Source organism: Xenorhabdus thailandensis, from assembly GCF_037996785.1.
Lineage (GTDB): Bacteria > Pseudomonadota > Gammaproteobacteria > Enterobacterales > Enterobacteriaceae > Xenorhabdus > Xenorhabdus griffiniae.
The window spans coordinates 332,501-355,828 of record NZ_JBBMXF010000007.1 but is presented as its reverse complement, the minus strand read 5'-3'; the positions used below and the strand labels follow the sequence as shown (position 1 = coordinate 355,828).

18 protein-coding genes (1 of these 18 running past the window's edge) are annotated in these 23,328 nt (G+C 45.4%); 12 read left to right on the top strand and 6 right to left on the bottom strand.

Annotated elements, in window-relative coordinates:
• Positions 1-182: 182 nt before the first annotated feature.
• On the bottom strand, positions 183-2,381 hold the full coding sequence (gene priA, locus AAC853_RS04205; protein WP_340613757.1) for a primosomal protein N': 2,199 nt from the start codon (positions 2,379-2,381) through the stop codon (positions 183-185).
• Positions 2,382-2,612: 231 nt separating this feature from the next.
• On the opposite strand from priA, the gene rpmE reads away from it, so the two are divergent.
• Entirely contained in the window at positions 2,613-2,828 is a 216-nt protein-coding gene (gene rpmE, locus AAC853_RS04200; protein ID WP_189760010.1) for a 50S ribosomal protein L31, read from the top strand.
• Between the two features lie 82 nt (positions 2,829-2,910).
• Here rpmE and metJ read toward each other — a convergent pair whose 3' ends face one another.
• Positions 2,911-3,228, bottom strand: coding sequence for a met regulon transcriptional regulator MetJ (gene metJ / locus AAC853_RS04195; protein ID WP_338883758.1), 318 nt, complete (start codon positions 3,226-3,228; stop codon positions 2,911-2,913).
• 292 nt (positions 3,229-3,520) lie between these two features.
• On the opposite strand from metJ, the gene metB reads away from it, so the two are divergent.
• From metB to ppc, 3 genes are all read left to right on the top strand, one after another.
• On the top strand, positions 3,521-4,681 hold the full coding sequence (metB, locus tag AAC853_RS04190) for a cystathionine gamma-synthase (RefSeq protein ID WP_340613756.1): 1,161 nt from the start codon (positions 3,521-3,523) through the stop codon (positions 4,679-4,681).
• A gap of 2 nt (positions 4,682-4,683) precedes the next feature.
• On the top strand, positions 4,684-7,119 hold the full coding sequence (locus AAC853_RS04185) for a bifunctional aspartate kinase/homoserine dehydrogenase II (RefSeq protein ID WP_340613755.1): 2,436 nt from the start codon (positions 4,684-4,686) through the stop codon (positions 7,117-7,119).
• Between the two features lie 258 nt (positions 7,120-7,377).
• The gene (gene ppc, locus AAC853_RS04180) at positions 7,378-10,014 is read left to right on the top strand and encodes a phosphoenolpyruvate carboxylase (RefSeq protein ID WP_340613754.1); all 2,637 of its coding nucleotides are present in this window, start codon (positions 7,378-7,380) and stop codon (positions 10,012-10,014) included.
• 57 nt (positions 10,015-10,071) lie between these two features.
• Here the strand turns inward: ppc and metF are convergent, their stop codons facing one another.
• Both metF and argE read right to left on the bottom strand, forming a co-directional pair.
• On the bottom strand, positions 10,072-10,959 hold the full coding sequence (metF, locus tag AAC853_RS04175) for a methylenetetrahydrofolate reductase (RefSeq protein ID WP_340613753.1): 888 nt from the start codon (positions 10,957-10,959) through the stop codon (positions 10,072-10,074).
• A gap of 230 nt (positions 10,960-11,189) precedes the next feature.
• Positions 11,190-12,347 (bottom strand): acetylornithine deacetylase, encoded by a 1,158-nt coding sequence (argE, locus tag AAC853_RS04170; RefSeq protein ID WP_340613752.1) that lies wholly within the window; start codon positions 12,345-12,347, stop codon positions 11,190-11,192.
• A gap of 115 nt (positions 12,348-12,462) precedes the next feature.
• Between argE and argC the strand changes: the two genes are divergently transcribed.
• The 5 genes from argC to oxyR all read left to right on the top strand — a co-directional run bounded on the left by argC (position 12,463) and on the right by oxyR (position 18,115).
• A complete protein-coding gene (gene argC, locus AAC853_RS04165; RefSeq protein ID WP_340613751.1) occupies positions 12,463-13,467 on the top strand; it encodes an N-acetyl-gamma-glutamyl-phosphate reductase in 1,005 nt (334 codons plus the stop codon).
• A 54-nt stretch (positions 13,468-13,521) separates the two neighbouring features.
• A complete protein-coding gene (gene argB / locus AAC853_RS04160) occupies positions 13,522-14,295 on the top strand; it encodes an acetylglutamate kinase (RefSeq protein WP_340613750.1) in 774 nt (257 codons plus the stop codon).
• Positions 14,296-14,350: 55 nt separating this feature from the next.
• Entirely contained in the window at positions 14,351-15,562 is a 1,212-nt protein-coding gene (locus tag AAC853_RS04155; protein WP_340613749.1) for an argininosuccinate synthase, read from the top strand.
• A 162-nt stretch (positions 15,563-15,724) separates the two neighbouring features.
• Positions 15,725-17,098 (top strand): argininosuccinate lyase, encoded by a 1,374-nt coding sequence (gene argH / locus AAC853_RS04150; RefSeq protein WP_340613748.1) that lies wholly within the window; start codon positions 15,725-15,727, stop codon positions 17,096-17,098.
• A gap of 99 nt (positions 17,099-17,197) precedes the next feature.
• A complete protein-coding gene (gene oxyR, locus AAC853_RS04145; protein WP_338883741.1) occupies positions 17,198-18,115 on the top strand; it encodes a DNA-binding transcriptional regulator OxyR in 918 nt (305 codons plus the stop codon).
• Here the strand turns inward: oxyR and sthA are convergent.
• The gene (gene sthA, locus AAC853_RS04140) at positions 18,107-19,504 is read right to left on the bottom strand and encodes a Si-specific NAD(P)(+) transhydrogenase (RefSeq protein ID WP_340613747.1); all 1,398 of its coding nucleotides are present in this window, start codon (positions 19,502-19,504) and stop codon (positions 18,107-18,109) included. The genes oxyR and sthA overlap by 9 nt on opposite strands.
• Before the next feature lie 205 nt (positions 19,505-19,709).
• On the opposite strand from sthA, the gene fabR reads away from it, so the two are divergent.
• Together fabR and AAC853_RS04130 are read left to right on the top strand one after the other, a co-directional pair.
• Positions 19,710-20,351, top strand: a complete 642-nt coding sequence (fabR, locus tag AAC853_RS04135; RefSeq protein WP_338883739.1) for an HTH-type transcriptional repressor FabR — start codon at positions 19,710-19,712, stop codon at positions 20,349-20,351.
• A gap of 41 nt (positions 20,352-20,392) precedes the next feature.
• Positions 20,393-20,770 carry a YijD family membrane protein gene (locus tag AAC853_RS04130; RefSeq protein ID WP_338883738.1) on the top strand — a complete coding sequence of 126 codons (378 nt, stop codon included), beginning with the start codon at positions 20,393-20,395 and terminating at the stop codon, positions 20,768-20,770.
• Positions 20,771-20,845: 75 nt separating this feature from the next.
• Here AAC853_RS04130 and trmA read toward each other — a convergent pair whose 3' ends face one another.
• A complete protein-coding gene (gene trmA, locus AAC853_RS04125; protein ID WP_340613746.1) occupies positions 20,846-21,946 on the bottom strand; it encodes a tRNA (uridine(54)-C5)-methyltransferase TrmA in 1,101 nt (366 codons plus the stop codon).
• Between the two features lie 203 nt (positions 21,947-22,149).
• Here trmA and btuB point away from each other — a divergent pair, with 203 nt between their 5' ends.
• A protein-coding gene (btuB, locus tag AAC853_RS04120; protein ID WP_340613745.1) for a TonB-dependent vitamin B12 receptor BtuB crosses the window boundary here: on the top strand, positions 22,150-23,328 show its 5' portion. The gene runs 660 nt beyond the window's last position; the window shows 1,179 of its 1,839 coding nt (coding positions 1-1,179); it begins with the start codon at positions 22,150-22,152; the stop codon falls past the right edge of the window.

The window sequence follows — 23,328 nt, the reverse complement described above, 5'->3', positions numbered from 1 at the left end:
CTATCCAGCTGCTGAAAAACGCCAGTCTTTCCTGAGAAGGGAGTGCTGGCAAATTATTTTCTACAGTTATATTAATAAGTTCATTTTAAGCTGATTAACAGATCCATCTGTTACTTTGTTTGCATAAAAAGTGTGAGATAAATCATTTCTTAGAAGTGCTTCGCAAATTAAAGAAATAATTATCAATTTTCGGTGGGATCAACATCAATGTTCCATTTCACTTTACGTGCTTGTGGCAGTGTAGTGATTTGGGGATTAATTCTGGCCATCATTTTCTGGAGAAAAATGCGGGAAGGGTGTTGAATCATCAACTGCCAACGATAACGACCGCCACGTTTAGCCTGTAATGCGGGTACTGGCCCCATGATCCATAAATGATTATCAGGTTGTGAATGATGTTCAAACAGTTGACGCATTTGCTGCAAAAATGCGGGGGCTTGTTGGTTGTCGTGATCTTCTGCGCGGAGCAGGATATGGCTCACAAAAGGTGGCAAATGAACTTGTTGACGCTCTTCCATCGCTTGCTGGGCAAAGGCATCGTAGCCTTTCTCCAACAATATTTGCAAAAGTGGATGCTCAGGATGGTGGGTTTGCAGGACAACTTCTCCCTGCTTTCCGGCTCGTCCTGCCCGACCGGAGACTTGGGTATAGAGTTGGGCAAAACGTTCGGCGGCTCGAAAATCAGCAGAAAACAGGGCACCATCGACATCCAGTAAGGCAACCAGCGTAACATCAGGGAAATGGTGACCTTTCGCCAACATTTGCGTACCAATCAAGATGCGGGCTCCACCTTGATGGACTTCGGCTAGTTGCTGTTCCAGTGCACCTTTGCGGCTGGTGGTATCACGGTCGATACGAGTAACCGGGGTATTGGGAAACAGTTTTGTAATGCCATCTTCAAGTTGCTCAGTGCCTAAGCCAACGGGAATTAAGTTAGTGGTGCCACATTGCGGGCATTGGCGTGGGATTGGGCGCTGGCTGTCACAGTGATGGCAACGCAGGTGGCGATGATTTTGATGTAGGGTGTAATAGTGATCACAGCGTTGGCACTCTGCTATCCAGCCGCATTCGTGGCAGAGCAGGGCAGGAGAATAACCACGACGGTTCAGAAATAGAATGACCTGATTGTCAGCTTTGAGATGTTCACCTATGCGATTGATGAGTGGTTGGGATAATCCAACCGTCAATGGCAAGCCTTTCAGATCTAATAAATGCTGAGTGGCTACTTGGGCGTGGCCTGCCCGTTGAGTTAAGGTGAGTTGGCGATATTTCCCCTGTTGTACATTATATAGTGTTTCCAGTGCCGGGGTGGCAGAACCCATAATAATCGGAATCCCCTCTTTTTTCGCCCGGAATACCGCCAGATCGCGAGCATGATAGCGCCAGCCTTCTTGCTGTTTGTAAGAACTGTCATGTTCTTCATCAATAATAATGACACCCAGATGAGCAAAGGGGGTAAACAAAGCTGAGCGTGTACCGATAACGATGGCATTTTCCCCTCTTTTCGCTCTCAGCCAAACTGTTAACCGTTCACTGTCATTCAAGGCTGAATGCAGAACATCAATGGGAGCGTTGAAACGTTCCCGGAACCGGCGGATAGTTTGTGGCGTCAAGCCAATTTCTGGCACTAAAATGAGGGCCTGTTTACCTTGTGCAAGAATGTTCTCCAGTATACTGAGATACACTTCTGTTTTACCCGATCCCGTGATCCCCGCTAGTAGCCACGGAGAAAAGGTTTGATCTTCTGCACGGATGGCGCCTATCGCGGTAGCTTGTTCTGTGTTGAGCTTTAACCGTTCGCCAATAGTTTTAAAATGCTCACGCCAATTTTCCGCTTTTGGTTGGATGGGATGCAGGGCAATCAGTGATTTCTTTTTCAGTGATTGCAGTGCGCTTTCACTTAACGCCAATTCAGCGACTTGGTGACGATAAACAGGACGTTGGCGCAAAGCGGCCAACGCCTTTTGTTGCTTAGCGGAGCGCTTGAGTTGTGTAAGCGGGAGTTCGCGGCCTGCTTCAGTAACTTGCCATTGCCAGAGAGGGGAAAATTCTGCTGGTTTTCCCTGTCGTAGCAAGACAGGCAAAGCATGGAACAACACTTCACCCAGCGGATAGTGATAATAGCTGGCGGCCCACTGAAGCAATTGCCAGAGATCGTTAGGAAAAAGGGGTTGGTTATCAAGAATAGTAGCAATAGACTTGAGTTGTTCAAGAGGAAGTTCGCTGCTGTCTGTGATACCAGTGACAATACCTATCGCATTACGTTTACCAAAAGGCACGAGTACTCGAACTCCAATAGTGGGTAAAGGTAACGCTGTAGGCAGTAGATAATCAAATGTGCGGGTTAGGGGGACAGGCAATGCAACCTGGACAACTGTCATAAGGCGATTTCCGGATAATTAATGACCAGATGAAAGAACGTATAAAAGAACATATAGCGATAAGGGTATCATAGCAAATCGGCAGATTTCATTGCGCAATAAACAGATATTCTGTATGATCCGCCGCCTTTGGTATAGAAATTACCGATACATATTTTTTATCAACACGACGTGTGGTGTCTGGCAGCAAAACAAGGCTGGATAGCGACACGGCCTGAACAGAGGTTTCCCATGAAACAAGGTATCCATCCTAAATACGAAGCAATTACTGCAACTTGCTCTTGCGGTAATGTCATCAAAATTAACTCTACTGTAGGTCATAATCTGAACCTGGACGTCTGTGGTGAATGCCACCCGTTCTACACTGGTAAGCAGCGTGATGTTGCGACTGGTGGTCGTGTTGATCGCTTTAACAAACGTTTCAGCGTTCCAGGTACTAAAAAGTAATGACTTTTTCCTGTCTGTTGTTCATACAGGCCGGAGAGTTCAAACAAAAACGCCCGATGTTTTGCATCGGGCGTTTTTGTTATCAATATTCCCATGTATCAGGATCAATGCCTCGTTCACGCATCATGGTTTTCGCTACTTCCGGGATTTCATCATGGCGTTCTTTGCGCAAATCGTTATCATTAGGCAGAGGCTGTCCGGTGAATGCATGGAGAAAAGCTTCACACAGTAATTCGCTGTTTGTTGCATGACGCAGATTATTCACCTGACGGCGAGTGCGCTCATCAGTCAGAATTTTCAATACCTTTAGTGGGATTGAAACTGTAATTTTTTTGACCTGTTCACTTTTTTTGCCATGTTCAGCATAAGGGCTGACATACTCACCATTCCACTCAGCCATGAGATACCTTAAATAATTTTTGAATCAAGTAATTGAGATTAGAAATTGGAAGGAATTTCTGATCTGTTTTCATGTCGATAATGCAATAGTCTAACATAATTAGCCTGTCGACTATATCGCCCTACCCGCACTAATTTATAAAATATAACCAGAAGACATATAAAGTGTAATGACAGCCATGGAATTGTGGTATTAAACCGCAAAATAATTTGGATGTCTAGATGTATTGACGTCTATCTTTCCAATCGTTATTCTTGCGTGACGCTAATAATAACGATGATGGTGAAAGGTTATGGGATGTAAGCAAGCGACAATTGCGGTTCACAGTGGTTCAAATGTTGATGAACAATATGGTTGTGTTGTTCCGCCTATCTATCTTTCCAGTACATACAACTTTACGGGTTTCAATCAGCCCAGGGCGCATGATTACTCGCGCCGTGGCAATCCTGGTCGTGATGTTGTCCAACAGGTGTTGGCCGAGCTGGAAGGAGGCGCGGGCGCAATCATGACTAGCAGTGGCATGTCAGCGATTCATCTGCTCTGTACCGTATTTCTGAAACCAGGGGATTTATTGGTGGCTCCGCATGATTGTTATGGTGGGAGTTACCGCCTGTTTGACAGTCTAAGCAAGCGTGGCGCATACAATGTGATTTTTGTTGATCAGTCAAATGAACAAGCGTTGAAACAGGCGTTGGCTAAAAAACCCAAACTGGTGCTAATTGAAACACCGAGTAACCCTTTGTTGCGGATCGTAGATATTCAATACATTTGTGGCTTGGCCCATGAAATTGGGGCATTGGCTGTGGTCGATAACACTTTCTTAAGCCCTGTACTGCAAAAGCCATTGGATTTGGGGGCAGATTTAGTCGTGCATTCTTGCACGAAATATTTGAATGGACATTCTGATCTGATTGCGGGAGCAATTATCGCTAAGGAGCCATCCATCGCGGAAGAGTTAGCTTGGTGGGCAAACAATATTGGCGTAACGGCTGCGGCCTTTGACAGTTATCTGCTACTGCGCGGCATTCGTACATTATCTGCCCGCGTGCTGCTCCAACAAAACAATGCTGTTGCCATTGCGGATTATTTGCAACAACAGCCCCAAGTGAAAAAGCTCTTCTATCCTGCGTTGAAGAACCATCCAGGGCATGAAATTGCCGTTAAGCAACAGCAAGGTTTTGGGGCGATGCTAAGTTTCGAACTGGATGGTGATGAACAGGCCATGCGTCGTTTCTTATCTGCGTTAAAATTATTTACCTTGGCTGAATCTCTCGGTGGTGTGGAATCGTTGATTTCTCATACCGCGACGATGACACACGCGGGAATGTCGGCAGAAGCAAGGACTCAGGCAGGGATTACGGATTCGCTTCTTCGTGTCTCTGTGGGAATTGAAGATAGTCAGGATTTAATTGCTGATCTGGACAATGCGTTTCAGGCAGCGGCAACGAGGTAATCATGAGTACAAGGGCAACAGCGGGGACGGGATCTGGCCGTCAGTTACATAAATTTGGTGGTAGCAGCCTGGCTGATGTGAAATGTTATCAGCGGGTTGCTGAAATTATGGCGAACTACAGCCTGCCAGGTGATTTGATGGTGGTATCGGCCGCAGGGAGTACAACCAACCAATTGATTGATTGGCTTAAATTGAGCCAGAGTGACCGGATATCAGCCCATCAAATACAGCAGTCTTTGCGGCGTTACCAGCAAGAATTGATCCGTGGCTTGTTGCCCGAAACAGTTGCAGAAGAACTAAATGCAATGTTTGTCGCTGATCTGGAAAGATTGAGCGTATTGTTGGATAAGCCTGTCACCGATATGACATACGCCGAAGTTGTCGGTCACGGGGAAATCTGGTCTGCACGTTTAATGGCGGCAGTGCTGGAAAATCAGGGTATCCCTAGCGCATGGCTGGATGCGCGTCAATTCCTGCGGGCAGAGCGCATTGCTCAGCCGCAAGTTGATGTCAGTTTATCTCAACCTCTGCTTAGCCAATTACTGATCCAAAACCCCAATAAGCGTTTAGTGGTTACCGGCTTTATTTCCAGTAACCAGAAAGGGGAAACGGTATTATTGGGGCGCAATGGCAGCGACTATTCTGCTACCCAAGTTGGCGCTTTGGCGGGAGCCAAAAAAGTCACAATTTGGAGTGACGTAGCGGGAGTTTACAGTGCCGATCCGCGTAAAGTTAAAGATGCCTGTTTGTTGCCGTTGCTGCGTTTGGACGAAGCCAGTGAATTGGCACGTTTGGCCGCGCCTGTTCTCCATACCCGAACATTGCAGCCGGTTTCTCTCAGCGATATTGATCTACAACTGCGTTGCAGTTACCAGCCTGAACAGGGTTCCACCCGGATTGAACGGGTACTGGCAACGGGGACAGGGGCAAAAATTGTCACCAGCCATGATGATGTCTGCCTGATTGAATTGCATGTTTCTTCAGCCCACGATTTCAAGCAAATCTATAAAGACATTGATTCTTTGTTGAAACGCGCCCAAATCCGGCCATTGGCAACAGGGCTACACGCAGATTGCAACCTGATCCAACTTTGCTATACCTCTGAGATTGTCAATAGCGCCCTTGATGTTTTGCAGGATGCTTCCTTACCCGGCAAACTTTCTTTGCGTGAAGGTTTAGCGCTGGTGGCATTAGTGGGGGCGGGTGTATGCAAGAATCCACTGCATAGCCATCGTTTTTATCAACAATTAAAAGATCAGCCAGTTGAATTTATCTGGCATGCAGAAGATGACATTAGTTTGGTTGCTGTACTGCGTTTGAATCAGACATCACATTTAATTCAGGGATTGCACCAAAGCCTGTTTAGGGCAGAGAAACGTATCGGTTTGGTGTTGTTTGGTAAAGGGAATATTGGTTCTCGTTGGCTGGAGCTGTTTGCCCGTGAACAGAAGAACATTTCTGCTCGCAGTGGATTTGAATTTATTCTCGCGGGTGTCGTCGATAGTCGGCGGAGTTTGTTGAATTATCAGGGCATTGATGCCAGTCGGGCATTGGCCTTCTTTGATGATGAGGCAACTGAACATGAAGAAGATACTCTGTTTTTATGGATGCGGGCACATCCTTATGATGACTTGGTTGTACTGGATGTCACGGCAAGTGAAGAATTGGCCAAAGAGTATATCTATTTTGCCAGTTATGGATTCCACGTTATCAGTGCCAACAAAGTCGCCGGTTCTTCCGACAGTAATACCTATCGTATGATCCGCGATGCCTTTGCAAAAACGGGGCGCCATTGGTTATACAACGCCACAGTAGGTGCAGGGCTGCCGATTAATTATTCCGTCAGGGATCTGCGGGAGAGCGGTGATACTATTCTGTCCATCAGTGGCGTTTTTTCCGGCACATTATCCTGGCTGTTTTTGCAGTTTGATGGTTCTGTACCTTTCAGTGAATTAGTTGAGCAAGCATGGCAACAAGGGTTGACGGAACCTGATCCGCGTATTGACCTTTCTGGTCAGGATGTGATGCGTAAATTGGTTATTCTGGCGCGCGAAGCGGGTTATGAGATAGAGCCTGATCATGTACGGGTTGAATCTTTGGTGCCGGTAGAGGCTCGAAGCGGTTCTATCGAAGAGTTCTTTGAAAACAGTGCTGCCATTAATGAGCAAATGCGGCAACGATTGGAAGCGGCACAGGAAATGGGCCTGGTGCTACGGTATGTCGCTCGTTTTGATGCCAGTGGTAAGGCAAAAGTGGGGGTGGAAGCGGTGCGTAGCGATCATCCATTGGCTTCACTACTGCCGGCGGATAATGTTTTTGCGATAGAAAGTCGCTGGTATCGTGATAATCCGTTAGTAATCCGTGGGCCTGGTGCGGGACGAGATGTCACCGCGGGAGCAATCCAATCGGATTTAAATCGTCTGTCACAACTTCTATAACCTATCTCTCGGTAGGAGAGATATTGAGCGATCAGGCTTTAAAATTCGCCCAAGTTGTTTGTTTTCTGATATGAATATACGCATTAAACTTCAAGCTGCAATTTACAACACGATATCACACGCAGCTTGAAGTTAGATTGGTATATAAATAGAAGAACAGGCTCTACAGCAAAATATGAAATATTTAGACAGAAAATAAGGGTAAGCCAATCCATTGGTGAGATAGGTGACATACAGCAACACAAGGCCAGGAACCACATGAATCAACAATATTCCGCAATGCGAAGTAATGTCAGTATGCTCGGTAAGTTACTGGGCGATACAATTAAAGAAGCTTTGGGAGAAGATATTCTTGATAAAGTTGAAACGATCAGGAAGTTATCTAAATCATCCCGTGCAGGTAACGAAACCCACCGTCAGCAGCTTTTATCAACACTGGAAAATTTATCCAATGATGAATTATTGCCTGTGGCCCGTGCGTTTAACCAGTTTTTAAATCTGGCTAACGTTGCCGAACAGTATCACAGCATTTCGCCACATGGCGAAGCGGCAAGTAATCCGGTCGCGCTGGCAGCGCTATTCAACCGGCTCAAAGACAAGCAATTCAGCAATGATGATCTGATCAAGGCAGTCAATAAACTGGCGATTGAACTGGTTCTGACCGCTCATCCGACAGAAATTGCCCGCCGTACCCTGATTCATAAGTTGGTTGAAGTTAATGGCTGTCTGGCACAGCTTGATCATGACGATTTGGCCGATTATGAACGCAATAACATCATCCGCCGATTGCGTCAGTTGATTGCCCAATCATGGCATACTGATGAGATCCGTAAGAATCGTCCCACCCCAATTGATGAAGCAAAATGGGGTTTTGCTGTGGTTGAAAACAGCTTGTGGGAAGGTGTGCCGGCATTCCTGCGTGAATTCAATGAACAACTGGAAGGATCCATTGGTCATAGTTTGCCGGTGGAAGCTGTACCAGTACGTTTCACCTCTTGGATGGGAGGCGATCGTGATGGTAATCCTAACGTTACCGCTGAGATTACCCGTCATGTCTTATTGCTGAGCCGTTGGAAGGCCGCCGATCTGTTCCTGAAAGATATTCAGGTTTTAGTTTCTGAGCTTTCCATGTCGGAATGTACGCCTGAACTTCGCCAAATGGCAGGAGGTGAGCATGTTTTGGAGCCTTACCGTGAAATTGCCAAACAATTGCGCACGCAATTAGGTAACACACTGGCTTATCTGGAAAAACGCCTTAAAGGCGAGCAAACTTTACCACCCGCGGATCTACTTTTGCATAACGAACAGTTATGGCAACCACTCTATGCTTGTTATCAATCATTGAAAGCTTGCGGGATGGAAATTATCGCAAATGGCCAATTGCTGGATACCTTGCGCCGCATTCGTTGCTTTGGTTTGTCTTTGGTACGTATTGATATCCGTCAGGAAAGTACCCGCCATCGCGATGCGATTGCTGAACTGACGCAATATCTGGAAATGGGAGACTATGCGAGCTGGCCTGAAGCCGAAAAGCAGGCATTTCTGCTGGGAGAGTTGCAATCAAAACGTCCTCTGATCCCACGTGATTGGCAGCCGAGCGCAGAAACGCAAGAAGTTTTCGATACCTGCAAGGTTATTGCTGAATCACCCCAAGATTCGATTGCAGCTTATGTTATTTCCATGGCGAAAGTTCCTTCTGATGTCTTGGCGGTGAAATTATTGTTGAAAGAGGCGGGATGTCCATTGTCATTGCCTGTTGCGCCGTTGTTCGAAACCCTTGATGACTTGAATAATGCAGAAGGCGTGATTGAAAAACTGTTGGGGATTGGGTGGTATCGCGATCTGATTAAGGATAAGCAGATGGTGATGATTGGTTACTCTGATTCAGCCAAAGATGCAGGGGTGATGGCGGCGTCGTGGGCACAATATCGGGCACAGGATGCATTAATCAAGGTGTGTGAAAAAGAAGGCGTGACACTCACTCTGTTCCACGGACGTGGTGGCACCATTGGCCGTGGTGGTGCTCCAGCCCATTCGGCTTTGCTCTCCCAACCGCCGGGTAGCCTGAAAGGCGGGTTTCGGGTAACGGAACAGGGGGAAATGATCCGTTTTAAATTTGGTTTGCCGCAGGTCACGATCAGCAGTTTGGCCTTGTATGCCAGTGCGATCCTGGAAGCAAACTTATTGCCGCCACCAGAGCCGAAACCGGAATGGCAGCAGATTATGGATACACTCTCTGATGTTTCCTGTGACATGTATCGTGATTATGTCCGTGAGCAACCGGAATTTGTGCCTTATTTTCGCGCAGCGACACCAGAGCAAGAGTTGGCAAAACTGCCTTTGGGTTCGCGGCCAGCTAAACGACGCCCGACAGGGGGAGTTGAAAGTTTGCGAGCAATCCCGTGGATATTTGCCTGGACGCAAAACCGGTTGATGTTGCCGGCATGGTTAGGCGCGGGGGCGGCGCTGCAACGGGTGATCGATGCCGGTAACTTGTCAGTTTTAACGGATATGTGTCGTGATTGGCCATTCTTCAATACGCGTATTGCCATGTTGGAGATGGTGTTTGCTAAAGCAGATCTGTGGTTAGCAGAATATTACGATCAGCGTTTGGTCGAACCTAAGTTGTGGCCATTAGGCGTCAAATTGCGTAATCAACTTGCAGAGGATATTGAAACGGTATTGACTATTTCGCAGGACGAACAATTAATGGCAGATTTGCCATGGATCGCCGAATCTATCGCTTTGCGTAACGTGTATACCGATCCGTTGAACGTACTGCAGGTCGAATTATTACAGCGTTCTCGTCAGCAGGAAAATCCTGATCCGCATCTTGAACAAGCGCTAATGGTAACGATTGCCGGTGTTGCGGCAGGAATGCGTAATACAGGATAACGTTTAAATATTTTTTAATCATAGAAGCCGAATGGGAAACTGTTCGGCTTTTTGGCGTTAGCAAGGGCGTACTCCCAGCGTATGGCAGATGGCATAACTCAATTCTGCCCGATTCAGGGTATAAAAATGAAAATCTTTCACGCCTTCACGGCTGAGAATTTTCACCATGTCCATTGCAATAGATGCACCGACTAAATTGCGACTTTCCGGATCATCATCTAACCCTTCAAACATTCTGGTCATCCAGCTTGGGATCCGAACGTTAGTCATTGCGGCAAATCGTTGCAATTGACGGAAGTTAGAGACTGGTAAGATCCCGGGTACAATTTCTACGTCAATCCCTGTTGCGACGCAACGATCACGAAAACGCAGGTAACTTTCCACATCAAAAAAGAATTGGGTAATGGCGCGATTGGCTCCAGCATCAATTTTACGTTTTAAATTGATCAAATCTGCCTGTGCACTTTTCGCTTCTGGATGCACTTCTGGATAAGCGGCAACGGAGATATCAAAATCTGCTTCTTTTTTTAATAGCTCAACTAAATCAGCACCATACATTTCTGGTTTGCAACCGTTAGTCGGTAAATCACCACGTAATGCCACAATATGACGAATGCCGTTTTGCCAATAATCATGAGCAATGCTGCTCAGTTCTTCACGGTTGGCATCAATACAAGTTAGGTGCGGGGCTGCATCAAGGCCGGTTTTTTCTTTAATACCTTTGATAATGCTATGGGTGCGATCACGTTCGCCAGAGTTAGCACCATAGGTGACAGAAACAAATTTAGGTTTCAGTTTGCTCAAGCGATCAATGGATTTCCACAGGGTTTGTTCCATCTCAGCCGTTCTAGGTGGAAAGAATTCAAAGGAAACACGAATTTGACCTTCAAGTTCAGCCAGATTCTGGTTCAGCGCTTCTCGCTGATTAGCGTGAAAAAAACTCATACCCTGTGCCCTCATGAACATATTTTTAGATGTTTAAGTGTTTAAATGTCTATCCGTTTAGATGTCCAAATAGAATGGGCGAAGCGGCGTTTTTAGTCAATCGAGAAATGGCTTATTCCCAATGAGGAATATTCAAAGTGATCAGGAAAGAAATTCATGTTGGGGAATGAGCAAAAAACCCCGATGTATCCATCGAGGTTATGGAGTTGGCTGGGATAGTAGTGCGTATTTTAACCTGCTTTCAAACAAAAGTGTTCCACAAGCTGTGAAAGTAGCTTCCTTGTCGGTTCAATAAATGCCATATCTAAAAATTCATCGGGCTGGTGTGCTTGTTCAATTGATCCCGGCCCTAAGACCAAGGTCGGACACAATGCCTGTATAAAAGGTGCTTCCGTACAGTAATTGACGGTATCTGCTTTGGTTCCCAACAGTTTTTCAATCACGCCGACCAGTTTGTGGTCTGTTGGACATTCATAACCCGGAATCGGGGGATGAAGCTCTGTTACACTCAGGTGACCAGGCCAGCGCTGTTTGACCGGTTCCAGAGCGTCATTTAGCAATTCATTCAAATTCTGCAAAGTCAATCCAGGAAGCGGGCGGATATCCATATGCAGCTCGCAGCAGGCACAAATACGATTTGCGGCATCACCGCCGTGAATATGGCCGAAATTCATGGTTGGATAAGGGATGACAAATGCCGGATTGTGATAGCGTTCTTGTAAGGTATGGCGTAGTTTTATGAGCTGGGTAATGGATTCGTGCATCAGATCAATGGCATTGACGCCCCGTGCCGGATCACTGGAATGCCCAGATTTTCCTTCAATGCGGATCGCTTGGGCGATATGCCCTTTATGGGCGCGGATTGGCTGTAATGATGTGGGTTCGCCAATGATGGCAAAATCAGGCTGAAGATGGGTATTGGCAGCAAAGTAACGTGCACCCGCCATGGATGTCTCTTCGTCAGCAGTGGCCAGAATATACAGAGGGTGCGATAGTTTGCTGACATCGATATCCCGTAACGCATCAACGATAAAGGCAAAGAAGCCTTTCATGTCAGCCGTCCCAAGTCCATATAATTTGCCATCGCGTTCGGTCAGCGTGAAGGGATCTTGTGTCCAGCGCCCCTCATCAAAAGGAACGGTATCTGTATGGCCACATAGCAGCAAACCACCTGAACCACTGCCCAATGTTGCCAGCAGATTGAATTTACCTCTGGTTTCAGGGACGCCCTGAATTTCAATGGAAAACCCGATCTCTTTTAGCCATTCCGCCAGCAGATTGATAACAACTTCATTGCTTTGATCGTGTTCAGCATCGGTGGCGCTGATCGAAGGAGCCGCAATGAGCTGATGATATAATTTAATAAAAGACGGTAATTTAATATTCACTGTTGACAGCCTTTACTCATAATAGTATCAATATTCATGCAAATTTATTGCATATAAATGCAATGAGGTCATTGGATTAATATTATTGGGTTAATACTAAAGGTGAATAAATCCCATGTTGAATACGCTGATAGTTGGTGCCAGTGGTTATACCGGAGCTGAGTTAGCAGCATATCTGCAACGTCATTCCCATGTCCATCTTTCCGGCTTGATGGTTTCTTCTCAAAGTTTAGATGCAGGGAAATGTTTTTCTGAACTTCATCCACAATATCAAGGTATTGTGGATTTACCCTTACAGCCGCTAACTGAGGTGATTGAGGCGGCAAAAGGGATTGATGTCGTCTTTCTCGCCACTGCCCATGAAGTCAGCCATGATATTGCCCCGATATTTCTGGCAGCAGGTTGTATCGTATTTGATTTATCTGGTGCCTACCGCGTACAAAATACACAGTTCTATAAAAAATACTACGGATTTGAACATAAAAATATGCAGTGGTTGGAGCAAGCCGTATATGGGTTGGCAGAATGGCAAGCCGAGAAAATCAAGCAAGCACAATTGATTGCCGTTCCCGGCTGTTACCCTACCGTTTCCCAACTTTCCTTGAAACCGTTGCTTGAGCAAAACTTATTAGATACAGAACATTGGCCTGTTATCAACGCTGTCAGTGGTGTCAGTGGCGCTGGCCGAAAAGCATCGATTGCCAATAGCTTCTGTGAAGTGAGTTTGCAACCGTATGGTGTTTTTAACCATCGTCATCAACCTGAAATCACCACACATTTAGGTACAGAGGTGATTTTCATCCCTCATTTGGGCAATTTCTCACGCGGTATTCTTGCCACAATTACCTGTAAGTTGAAATCTGGTGTGACAGAAGCACAAATTAGGGAAGCTTATCAACAGGCATATCATGATAAGCCGTTGGTACGGTTATATAGCAAAGGCGTTCCCGCGTTGAAAGCTGTTGTTGGTTCGCCATTCTGCGATATTGGTTTTGCTGTTCAGGGGCAACATTTGATCATCGTAGGAGCTGAGGATAATTTGTTGAAAGGGGCAGCGGCACAAGCAGTACAGTGCATGAATATTCGTTTTGGGTATGAAGAAACTCAGGCATTACTTTAACTTCTAAAATAACTGAATGCCGAAAAATTAAAATTCCGACAGAGGATAAATCCGATGGAGCCGTTAGTTATCAAGTTGGGTGGTGTGTTATTAGACAGTGAAGAAGCGCTGGAACGGTTATTTACCACATTACAGTTATATCGAAAAACACATAAACGTCCGCTGGTTATTGTACACGGCGGTGGTTGCTTGGTTGATGAGCTGATGCAACGATTGCAGATGCCTATTTTGAAAAAGCAAGGTCTGCGGGTTACCCCTGAGGATCAAATTGACATCATTACGGGGACGCTTGCCGGAACCGCCAATAAGAAATTACTGGCGTGGGCAACAAAGTATCGTTTGCCTGCTATCGGATTATGTTTGGGTGATGGAGGGATGGTTAAAGTTTCTCAACTTGATGAAGAGCTTGGCCACACTGGAAAGGCTCAACCAGGATCACCTGATCTCCTGCAAATTTTGCTGGATGTGGGCTATATGCCGATTATCAGCTCGATTGGTATTACTGAGCAGGGTGAATTGATGAATGTGAATGCCGATCAAGCTGCGACAGCTATCGCGCAAGTACTGAATGCAGATTTGGTCTTGTTGTCCGATGTCAGCGGTATTCTGGATGGGAAAGGGAAAAAAATCCCAGAAGCCACGGCAGAGCAGATCAGGCAGCTTATCGATCAAGGCATTATTACTGACGGCATGATAGTGAAAGTGAATGCAGCGTTGGAAGCGGCAAAAACACTCGGACAATCCGTAGATATTGCGAGTTGGCGTCATGCAGATCAATTGATTGCGTTATTTAATGGCATACCTATTGGCACACGAATTTTGGCGTAATTGAACGTGTATTTACCGAACTTATGTTTTTACTAAAATTAAAAAGGTTACCCCTATGACTAAAAGCATTAAGAAAATTGTTTTGGCATATTCAGGTGGTTTAGATACATCCGCCATTATTCCGTGGTTGAAAGAACATTATGGCAATTGTGACGTGATTGCGTTTGTCGCTGATGTCGGCCAAAGTCGTGAAGATCTGGAAGACGTGGAGCAAAAAGCGTTACGTTCCGGCGCTTCCGAATGCCATGTCGTTGATCTGCGCGAAGAGTTTATCAAAGAGTATGTTTATCCTGTGTTAAAGACCGGCGCCCTGTATGAAGGAAGTTATCTGCTCGGTACTTCAATGGCTCGTCCAATTATTGCCAAGGCGCAGGTTGAGCTGGCTCTGAAAGTAGGAGCGGATGCCGTCGCTCATGGCGCAACAGGTAAAGGTAATGATCAGGTTCGGTTTGAAAGCACTTATACCGCGTTGGCACCACATCTGAAAGTTGTGGCTCCTTGGCGGGAATGGGATCTGCGTTCCCGTGAAGCGCTGCTGGATTATTTAAAAGTTCGCGATATTCCGACAACCGCAACGCTGGAGAAAATCTATAGCCGTGACGAGAATGCATGGCATATTTCAACTGAAGGCGGGGTTCTGGAAAGCACGTGGAACGCTGCCAATAAAGATTGTTGGGCGTGGACAGTAGAGGTAGAAGAGGCACCCAATGAACCGGAGTATGTCACGGTGATGGTTGAAAGAGGTGAAGTGGTTGGCGTGAATGGTCAGGCACTTTCACCTTATCAATGTCTTGATAAGTTAAATAAGTTGGGAGCCAGGCACGGCATTGGCCGGATCGATATCGTGGAAAATCGTTTGGTAGGCATGAAATCCCGCGGTTGTTATGAAACTCCGGGGGGAACCATCATGATGGAAGCACTACGTGGTATCGAACAACTGGTTTTAGATCGTGATAGTTTCAAATGGCGTCAACAACTGGGGCTGGAGATGTCTTATGTGGTTTATGACGGCCGTTGGTTTGCACCATTGCGTCAATCAATTCAAGCGGCAGCAGAAATGTTAGCGGCCAGTGTCAGCGGTGAAGTTGTCCTGAAACTTTATAAAGGGCAGGTAACGGCAGTGCAGAAAAAGTCAGCCAATAGCCTCTATTCTGAAGAATTTGCCACTTTTGGCGAGGATGAAGTTTACGATCACAGCCACGCAGAAGGGTTTATTCGCCTCTATTCGCTTTCTTCACGCATTCGTGCACTAAACAGCAAAAAGTAATTTTGGGGCGATCAACTTTTATACGCATTAAACTTCAAGTTGCAATTTACTACACGCTATGAAACCTGATATCTCCCTCGCTACGCGGGGGAGATATCACACGTATCTTGAAGTGAGATTGGTATAGTAATTAATAGCGATTAGAAAAACAGGAACGATATTATGGCACTTTGGGGTGGGCGTTTCAGTCAGGAAGCCGATCAGCGCTTCAAGCAATTTAATGATTCACTGCGTTTTGATTATCGTTTGGCGGAGCAGGATATTATTGGCTCGGTTGCGTGGTCAAAAGCGTTGGTTACGGTAGGCGTGTTCACTGCCGAAGAGCAGCAAAAGCTGGAACTAGCCTTAAATGAGTTACTGGATGAAGTGCGAACCAACCCCAAGGCCATTTTGCAAAGCGATGCGGAAGACATTCACAGTTGGGTTGAAGGGCAACTTATCACGAAAGTGGGCGATTTGGGTAAAAAACTCCATACGGGACGCAGCCGTAATGATCAGGTCGCAACTGACCTGAAATTATGGTGCAAAGATCAGATCGTCCACATTCTGACAGCATTAGTTGAGTTGCAACAAGCATTGGTATCCACTGCTGAAAATAATCAGGATGCAGTCATGCCAGGTTATACCCATTTACAGCGGGCGCAACCTGTCACTTTTGCCCATTGGTGTTTGGCCTATGTGGAAATGCTTAATCGTGATGAAAGCCGACTGCAAGATGCATTAAAGCGGTTGGATGTCAGTCCATTGGGATGCGGGGCATTGGCAGGAACGGCTTATGATATTGATCGTGAGCAGCTGGCGTCATGGCTTGGTTTTGCTTCAGCGACACGCAATAGTCTGGATAGTGTGTCTGACCGTGATCATGTTTTGGAGCTACTGTCAGATGCGAGCATTAGTATGATTCATCTTTCGCGTTTGGCTGAAGATTTGATTTTCTTTAATAGCGGAGAGGCCGGCTTTGTTGAATTGTCGGATCGGGTAACTTCCGGCTCTTCCTTGATGCCGCAAAAGAAAAACCCAGATGCGTTGGAACTTATCCGCGGTAAGTGTGGACGGGTGCAAGGCGCATTGACGGGGATGATGATGACGTTAAAAGGGCTTCCTCTCGCCTACAATAAAGATATGCAGGAAGATAAGGAAGGCTTGTTTGATGCACTGGATACCTGGCTGGATTGTTTGCATATGGCGATACTGGTGTTGGATGGCATTCAGGTAAAACGCTCCCGTTGTGAGGAAGCAGCAAAGCAGGGATATGCTAATGCAACTGAGCTGGCGGATTATCTGGTGGCAAAAGGTGTTCCGTTCCGCGAAGCACATCATATTGTTGGTGAAGTTGTTGTTGCGGCAATTGACCGAGGTAAGGCACTGGAAGAACTTTCTCTATTTGAATTGCAAAAATTCAGCAATGTCATTGCTGTGGATGTTTATGACGTTTTATCGTTGCAATCGTGTTTAGACAAGCGACTGGCAAAAGGTGGAGTAGCGCAAGAACAAGTGAAGCAAGCGATTGCTCAGGCCAAAAAGCGATTTAGCTAAAAACATCAGTAATCACATGCGGTTGATAGTTTTTTCCCCTCGTGGATATAATGATTTATTGGTCAATACTATCATTGATATCAAATGCTGAGGTTGGGAATGAATATCCGCGATCTGGAATACCTTGTAGCACTTGCTGAATACCGGCATTTTCGCCGAGCCGCTGATGCTTGTCATGTCAGCCAACCGACACTAAGCGGGCAAATCCGCAAACTGGAAGATGAGCTTGGCGTGATGCTGCTGGAACGCACTAGCCGCAAGGTATTATTCACCCAACAGGGAATGTTGCTAGTGGAACAGGCCAAAACCATTTTGAGAGAAGTGAAGGTTTTGCAGGAAATGGCCTCGCTTCAAGGTGAAAGTATGTCTGGGCCGTTGCATATCGGCCTTATTCCAACAATCGGTCCCTACCTCCTGCCACTTATTATTCCTGAACTGCATAAATTGTTCCCCAAATTGGAAATGTACCTACATGAGGCTCAAACCCTAAACTTGTTGGCTCAACTTGATAGTGGCAAGCTTGACTGTGCTATTTTGGCGTTGGTGAAAGAAACCGAAGCATTTATCGAAGTGCCGTTATTTGAAGAACCCATGAAACTGGCGGTATATGAAGAGCATAAATGGGCTGGACGGGACAAAATTAAGATGGCGGAGCTATCCGGCGAGAAGTTATTGATGCTGGAAGATGGACACTGTTTGCGTGATCAGGCGATGGGATTTTGTTTTCAGGCTGGCGCCAAAGAAGATACCCATTTTAGGGCGACCAGTCTGGAAACTCTGCGCAATATGGTCGCGGCGGGGAGCGGTATTACGTTATTACCTGATTTGTCAGTGCCGAATGAAAGAAGCCGGGATGGGGTTTGCTATCTGGAGTGTTATGAACCGGAACCGAAGCGCTCTGTCATATTGGTTTATCGTCCCGGTTCACCTCTGCGTGGTCGCTATGAGCAATTGGCAGAGGCGATTCGGACTAAAATGGGTAATTATTATGAAATACTTGGAAAAACCTCAAAATAATCGGTTTAGCCCATTCAGTGCTGCAACACGGTAGGCTTCTGCCATTGTTGGATAATTGAAGGTAGTATTAACGAAATATTCGATATTATTGCCTTCACCTTTCTGTTCCATAATGGCCTGACCAATATGAATGATCTCTGCCGCACGTTCGCCAAAACAGTGGATGCCTAAAATCTGTTTTGTCTCACGGTGGAACAGGATCTTGATGCTGCCAACATTCATACCGGCAATTTGTGCCCTTGCCAGATGTTTGAATTGGGCACGTCCTACCTCATAAGGGATTTTCATTGCGGTTAATTGCTGCTCAGTCTTACCAACGGAACTAATTTCAGGAATGGTATAAATGCCCGTTGGGATATCTTCCACCAGATGCAGATCAGCATGGCCTGTAATAATCGCTTTTGCCGCGATGCGTCCCTGATCATAGGCCGCAGAAGCCAAACTTGGATAACCAATAACATCCCCCACGGCATAGATGTTTTCATTGTTGGTTTGGTAGACGCGATTGACTTTCAGTAACCCGCGGTTATCTGTTTCCAGTCCAACATTTTCTAAACCGAGAGTGTCTGTATTGCCTGTTCTGCCATTGGCATACAGCAAACAATCCGCTTTGACTTTCTTACCGGATTTCAGGTGAACGATGACACCATTATCAAGGCCTTCAATTTTTTCATATTCTTCGTTATGACGAATGACTGTGCCACTATTCCAAAAATGGTAGGAGAGCGCATCAGACATTTCTTGATCAAGAAACGACAGAAGATGATCGCGAGTATTGATCAAATCCACCTTAACACCCAATCCGCGGAAAATAGAGGCATATTCACAACCAATCACGCCGGCACCATAAATAATGACATGCCGAGGTTCGTGATCCAGTTGCAGTATGGTATCGCTGTTATAAATACGGGAGTGGGTGAAATCGACATCAGGAGGGCAGTAAGGACGGGAGCCGGTGGCAATGATAATGTTGTCTGCACTTAAGATATCAACACTATCATCGGCATAACGCACACTGACCCGATGTTCATCAATGAAAGAGGCTTCTCCTGCAAACATTCGACAACGGTTACGTTCATAAAACCCTTGGCGCATCTTAGTTTGTTGGTTAATCACGACTTCAGCATGGCGGAGAATTTCTGAAAACGAGGAACGAAGAATGCGGGAGTTATCACTGTAGAGAGGATTTTGATTAAATTCGATAATACGACTAACAGCATGGCGGAGAGCTTTCGACGGGATTGTGCCCCAATGAGTACATCCACCACCGACATTATTATAACGTTCTATAACAGCAACGTTTTTGCCTTGTTTTACTAACCCCATTGCTGCTCCTTCCCCTCCGGGACCAGAGCCAATCACAATGGCATCAAAATGAGTATGTTGCATAGAGGAAAGACCTGTTTTTACACAAAATAACAACGCTATCTTAACATTACTTGATGCAATAACCCAATGAACATAAGGTTTTTATCTCATTGTTTAGAAATAAATCAGGAAAACATCGAATAATATCTTTAAGAGAACAATCACAGCAAACTTAGCAGAATCTGTTATATTTGCCTGATTAAAGTCGAGATAGATCAGGATTGTTGTGAGTAACGTAACCGGCGTTAGAGCAAAACAAAAAGAAAAAACCCGCCGCTCCCTGATTGAGGCGGCATTCAGCCAACTCAGTGCTGAACGCAGCTTTACCAGTTTGAGTCTACGGGAAGTGGCTCGGGAGGCGGGTATTGCACCAACTTCTTTTTATCGACATTTTCGCGATGTGGATGAACTGGGTCTGACGATGGTGGATGAAAGTGGTTTGATGTTGCGTCAGTTAATGCGTCAAGCCCGCCAGCGTATTGCCAAAGGTGGCAGTGTCATCCGTACTTCGGTTTCAACCTTTATGGAGTTCATTGGCAACAATCCTAATGCGTTCCGGCTGTTGCTGCGTGAACGCTCCGGTACATCGGCTGAATTTCGTGCTGCTGTAGCACGAGAAATCCAACATTTTATTGCCGAATTGGCAGACTATCTCGAGCAAGCCAGCCATATGCCACGTCATTTTACCGAAATACAAGCCGAGGCGATGGTGACAATCGTGTTCAGTGCAGGTGCAGAAGCGTTGGATATTGATGAAGAAAAAAGGCGTCGTCTCGAAGAGCGTTTAGTTTTGCAACTCCGCATGATTTCCAAAGGTGCTTATTATTGGTATCGTCGTGAGCAAGAAAGAAAACTGTCCCTAAAGTGATCCCTAAAACCTCTGAATAATAATGAAAGGAGAATAATACGATGGAACAATACCGCCAAGATAAAAGCACAATGTTGCTGGCGCTTATCGTTGGAATGGCAACACACGGAACTTTCTCAGCATTTTTTAATTCATTTGTCCCTTTTTCTATTTTCCCGCTTATTGCACTGGCACTCTCTTTGTATTGTCTCCATCAACGTTATTTGAATTATCCAATGGCAGAAGGATTACCAAAACTAGCGACGGGATGTTTCTTGTTAGGTATATTCATGTATAGCGCATTTATTCGGATGGAATATCCAGCAATTGGATCTAATTTATTATCTGTCATTATTGGCACAGTTTTGGTGTTTTGGATCTACCTAAAGATGAAAAAGCGCAAGCAGCAAGTAGCGTTCACTTCAGAAAGCCAAAACTAACCGCTTTTATCGAGAATGGTTCAATAAAAAACGCCACGAAATTGACTCTGTGGCGTTTTGTTTTTTTTATGACGACTAAGTTCTTTTTTCTAGCAGAACACCGCACTCCATATGATGGGTATAAGGGAATTGGTCAAAGAGCGCCAGTTGGCTGATTTTGTGGGTCTGTGTTAGCGTTTCCAGATTTTGGCAGAGCGTTTCTGGATTACAGGAAATATAAAGAATACGTGGATATGCTTGAACCATTTTTAGCGTTTCTTCATCCAGTCCGCTGCGCGGTGGATCAACAAAAATGGTTTCACATTGATAACTGTTTAAATCAATTCCTTGCAACCGATTGAATTCACGCTCTCCATTCATCGCCTGAGTAAATTCTTCTGCTGACATGCGGATAATCTGTACATTATCAATTTTGTTCGCTGCAATATTAAATTGGGCAGCCGCCACTGAAGGTTTGGCTATTTCTGTCGCCAATACTCGTTCAAAATTCTGCGCCAGTGCCAGAGAGAAATTACCATTACCGCAATACAGCTCAAGTAAGTCACCTTTCGAGTCTTTGGTGATATCAATTGCCCATTCCAACATATGCACATTGATACTGGCATTCGGCTGGGTGAAACTATTTTCAACTTGACGATAAATCATCGTCTTGCCTGCAACAGGCAGTACTTCATCAATATAGTCATGGTCAAGCATGATCTTGGTTTTTGCTGCGCGTCCAATAAGGTGCACATCAAACCCTGTTGCTATGAGTTGAGTACGCAGAGCAGTTGCATGTTCACGCCATTCATCCCCCAGTTTTTTGTGGTAAAGCAGAGAGACAATGATTTTGTCACTGCGGGTAGAAAGGTAATCCACTTGAAACAGTTTATGGCGTAAGATGGGATTGTCTTTTACGCCAGCAATGATGGCTTGCATCATTTTATTGATTAGCTGATTGGCAACGGGAAATTGATCAATGCGGATACGCTGTTTAGTCTGCTGATCAAACATAATGTGATAGAGATCATCTTCCTCATGCCAGATACGGAATTCTGCGCGCATTCTGTAATGTGATGCCGGGGAACGGAAAACTTCAGGCTCAGGTGCGCTAAAGGGGAGCATCATTCCTTTTAAACGATGGACTTTCTCCATCAATTGATTTTCATAATTTTCCGTTGGCAAAGCATTCTGCATTATCGGGTTCTCGTATGGTCGCGTTAAGAAAAATTTCCGAGCGGCATTGTAGGGCAAGTGCAAAGGATGTCCAGTTTTCTGGTTTATCAGTGCTTTTTTTGATAGAGAGGCATTCTGGACACGCTGAAGTCTTCATCGTAGCATGACTCTTTATAGTTAAATATAGCTAGCCAGATAACACACACATTCTCATTACAAATCTTATGGTAAATAAAAAACAGATTCCTCTATATGTTGCGTACGTGGCGATATTTTTTGGCTGGAACCATCTTGCAATTGCAGATAACCAGGATACGTTGGTGGTTACAGCCCATCGCTTTAAGCAGCCGATTTCTTCAGTGTTGGCGCCAACGACGGTAGTGACTCGTGAAGATATAGATCGTTGGCAATCCAGTAGCTTGGTTGATGTTTTGCGTCGTTTGCCGAGTATTGATATTGCGCAGAATGGTGGTATTGGGCAGCATTCTTCTTTATTTGTTCGTGGTACGAACTCAAACCATACACTGGTGCTGGTGGATGGACTCCGTTTGAATCAGGCAGGTATTACCGGAGCCGCCGATTTTAGCCAAATCCCAATTTCAATGGTGCAAAGAATAGAATATATCCGTGGCGCACGTTCGGCTGTATACGGTTCTGATGCCATTGGTGGCGTGATTAATATTATTACAAAACGGCAACAACGCGGGACAACACTGAATGCGGGGATCGGCTCGAATGGATATCAGAACTATAATGGTTCAACACAGCAAAAATTTGGTGAGAATACTTTATTAACTACAGCTGCAGGTTATACCTATACCAAAGGGTTTGATGTGATAGTTGATGGTAAAACAGGGGGATATCGTCAGCCAGATCGTGATGGTTTTATGGGTAAAATGTTGTGGTTGGAAATTGATCATAAAATAAATGAGCAAATGAGCGGATTTGCTCGAGCCTATGGATTTAATAATCGGACCGCTTATGATGCATGGAACTTCGGCGAAGCAGACACGCGCGAACTGTTCAGTCGTTCCTATGATGCGGGGCTTCAATTTAATCAAGGCCTCTATTCTTCCCAATTCATTGTCAGTTACAGTCGTGTTAAAGATTACAATTATGTTCCTAAGCATGGGCGTTATGGCACAAGCTCCAGTCTAAGTGATTCAAAACAATACAATGTGCAGTGGGGAAATACGTGGCAGGTTGCTCATGGTGCAATCAGTAGTGGGATTGACTGGAAAAGAGAATGGATTGCCGCAGGCTCTAATAACATTCCTGTACAGAAACATGTTGATAATACGGGACTATATTTAACTGCTCAGCAACAGGTACGGAATGTCATTTTAGAAGGTGCTGTGCGTTCAGATCATCATTCTGAATATGACTGGAATACGACGGGGCAA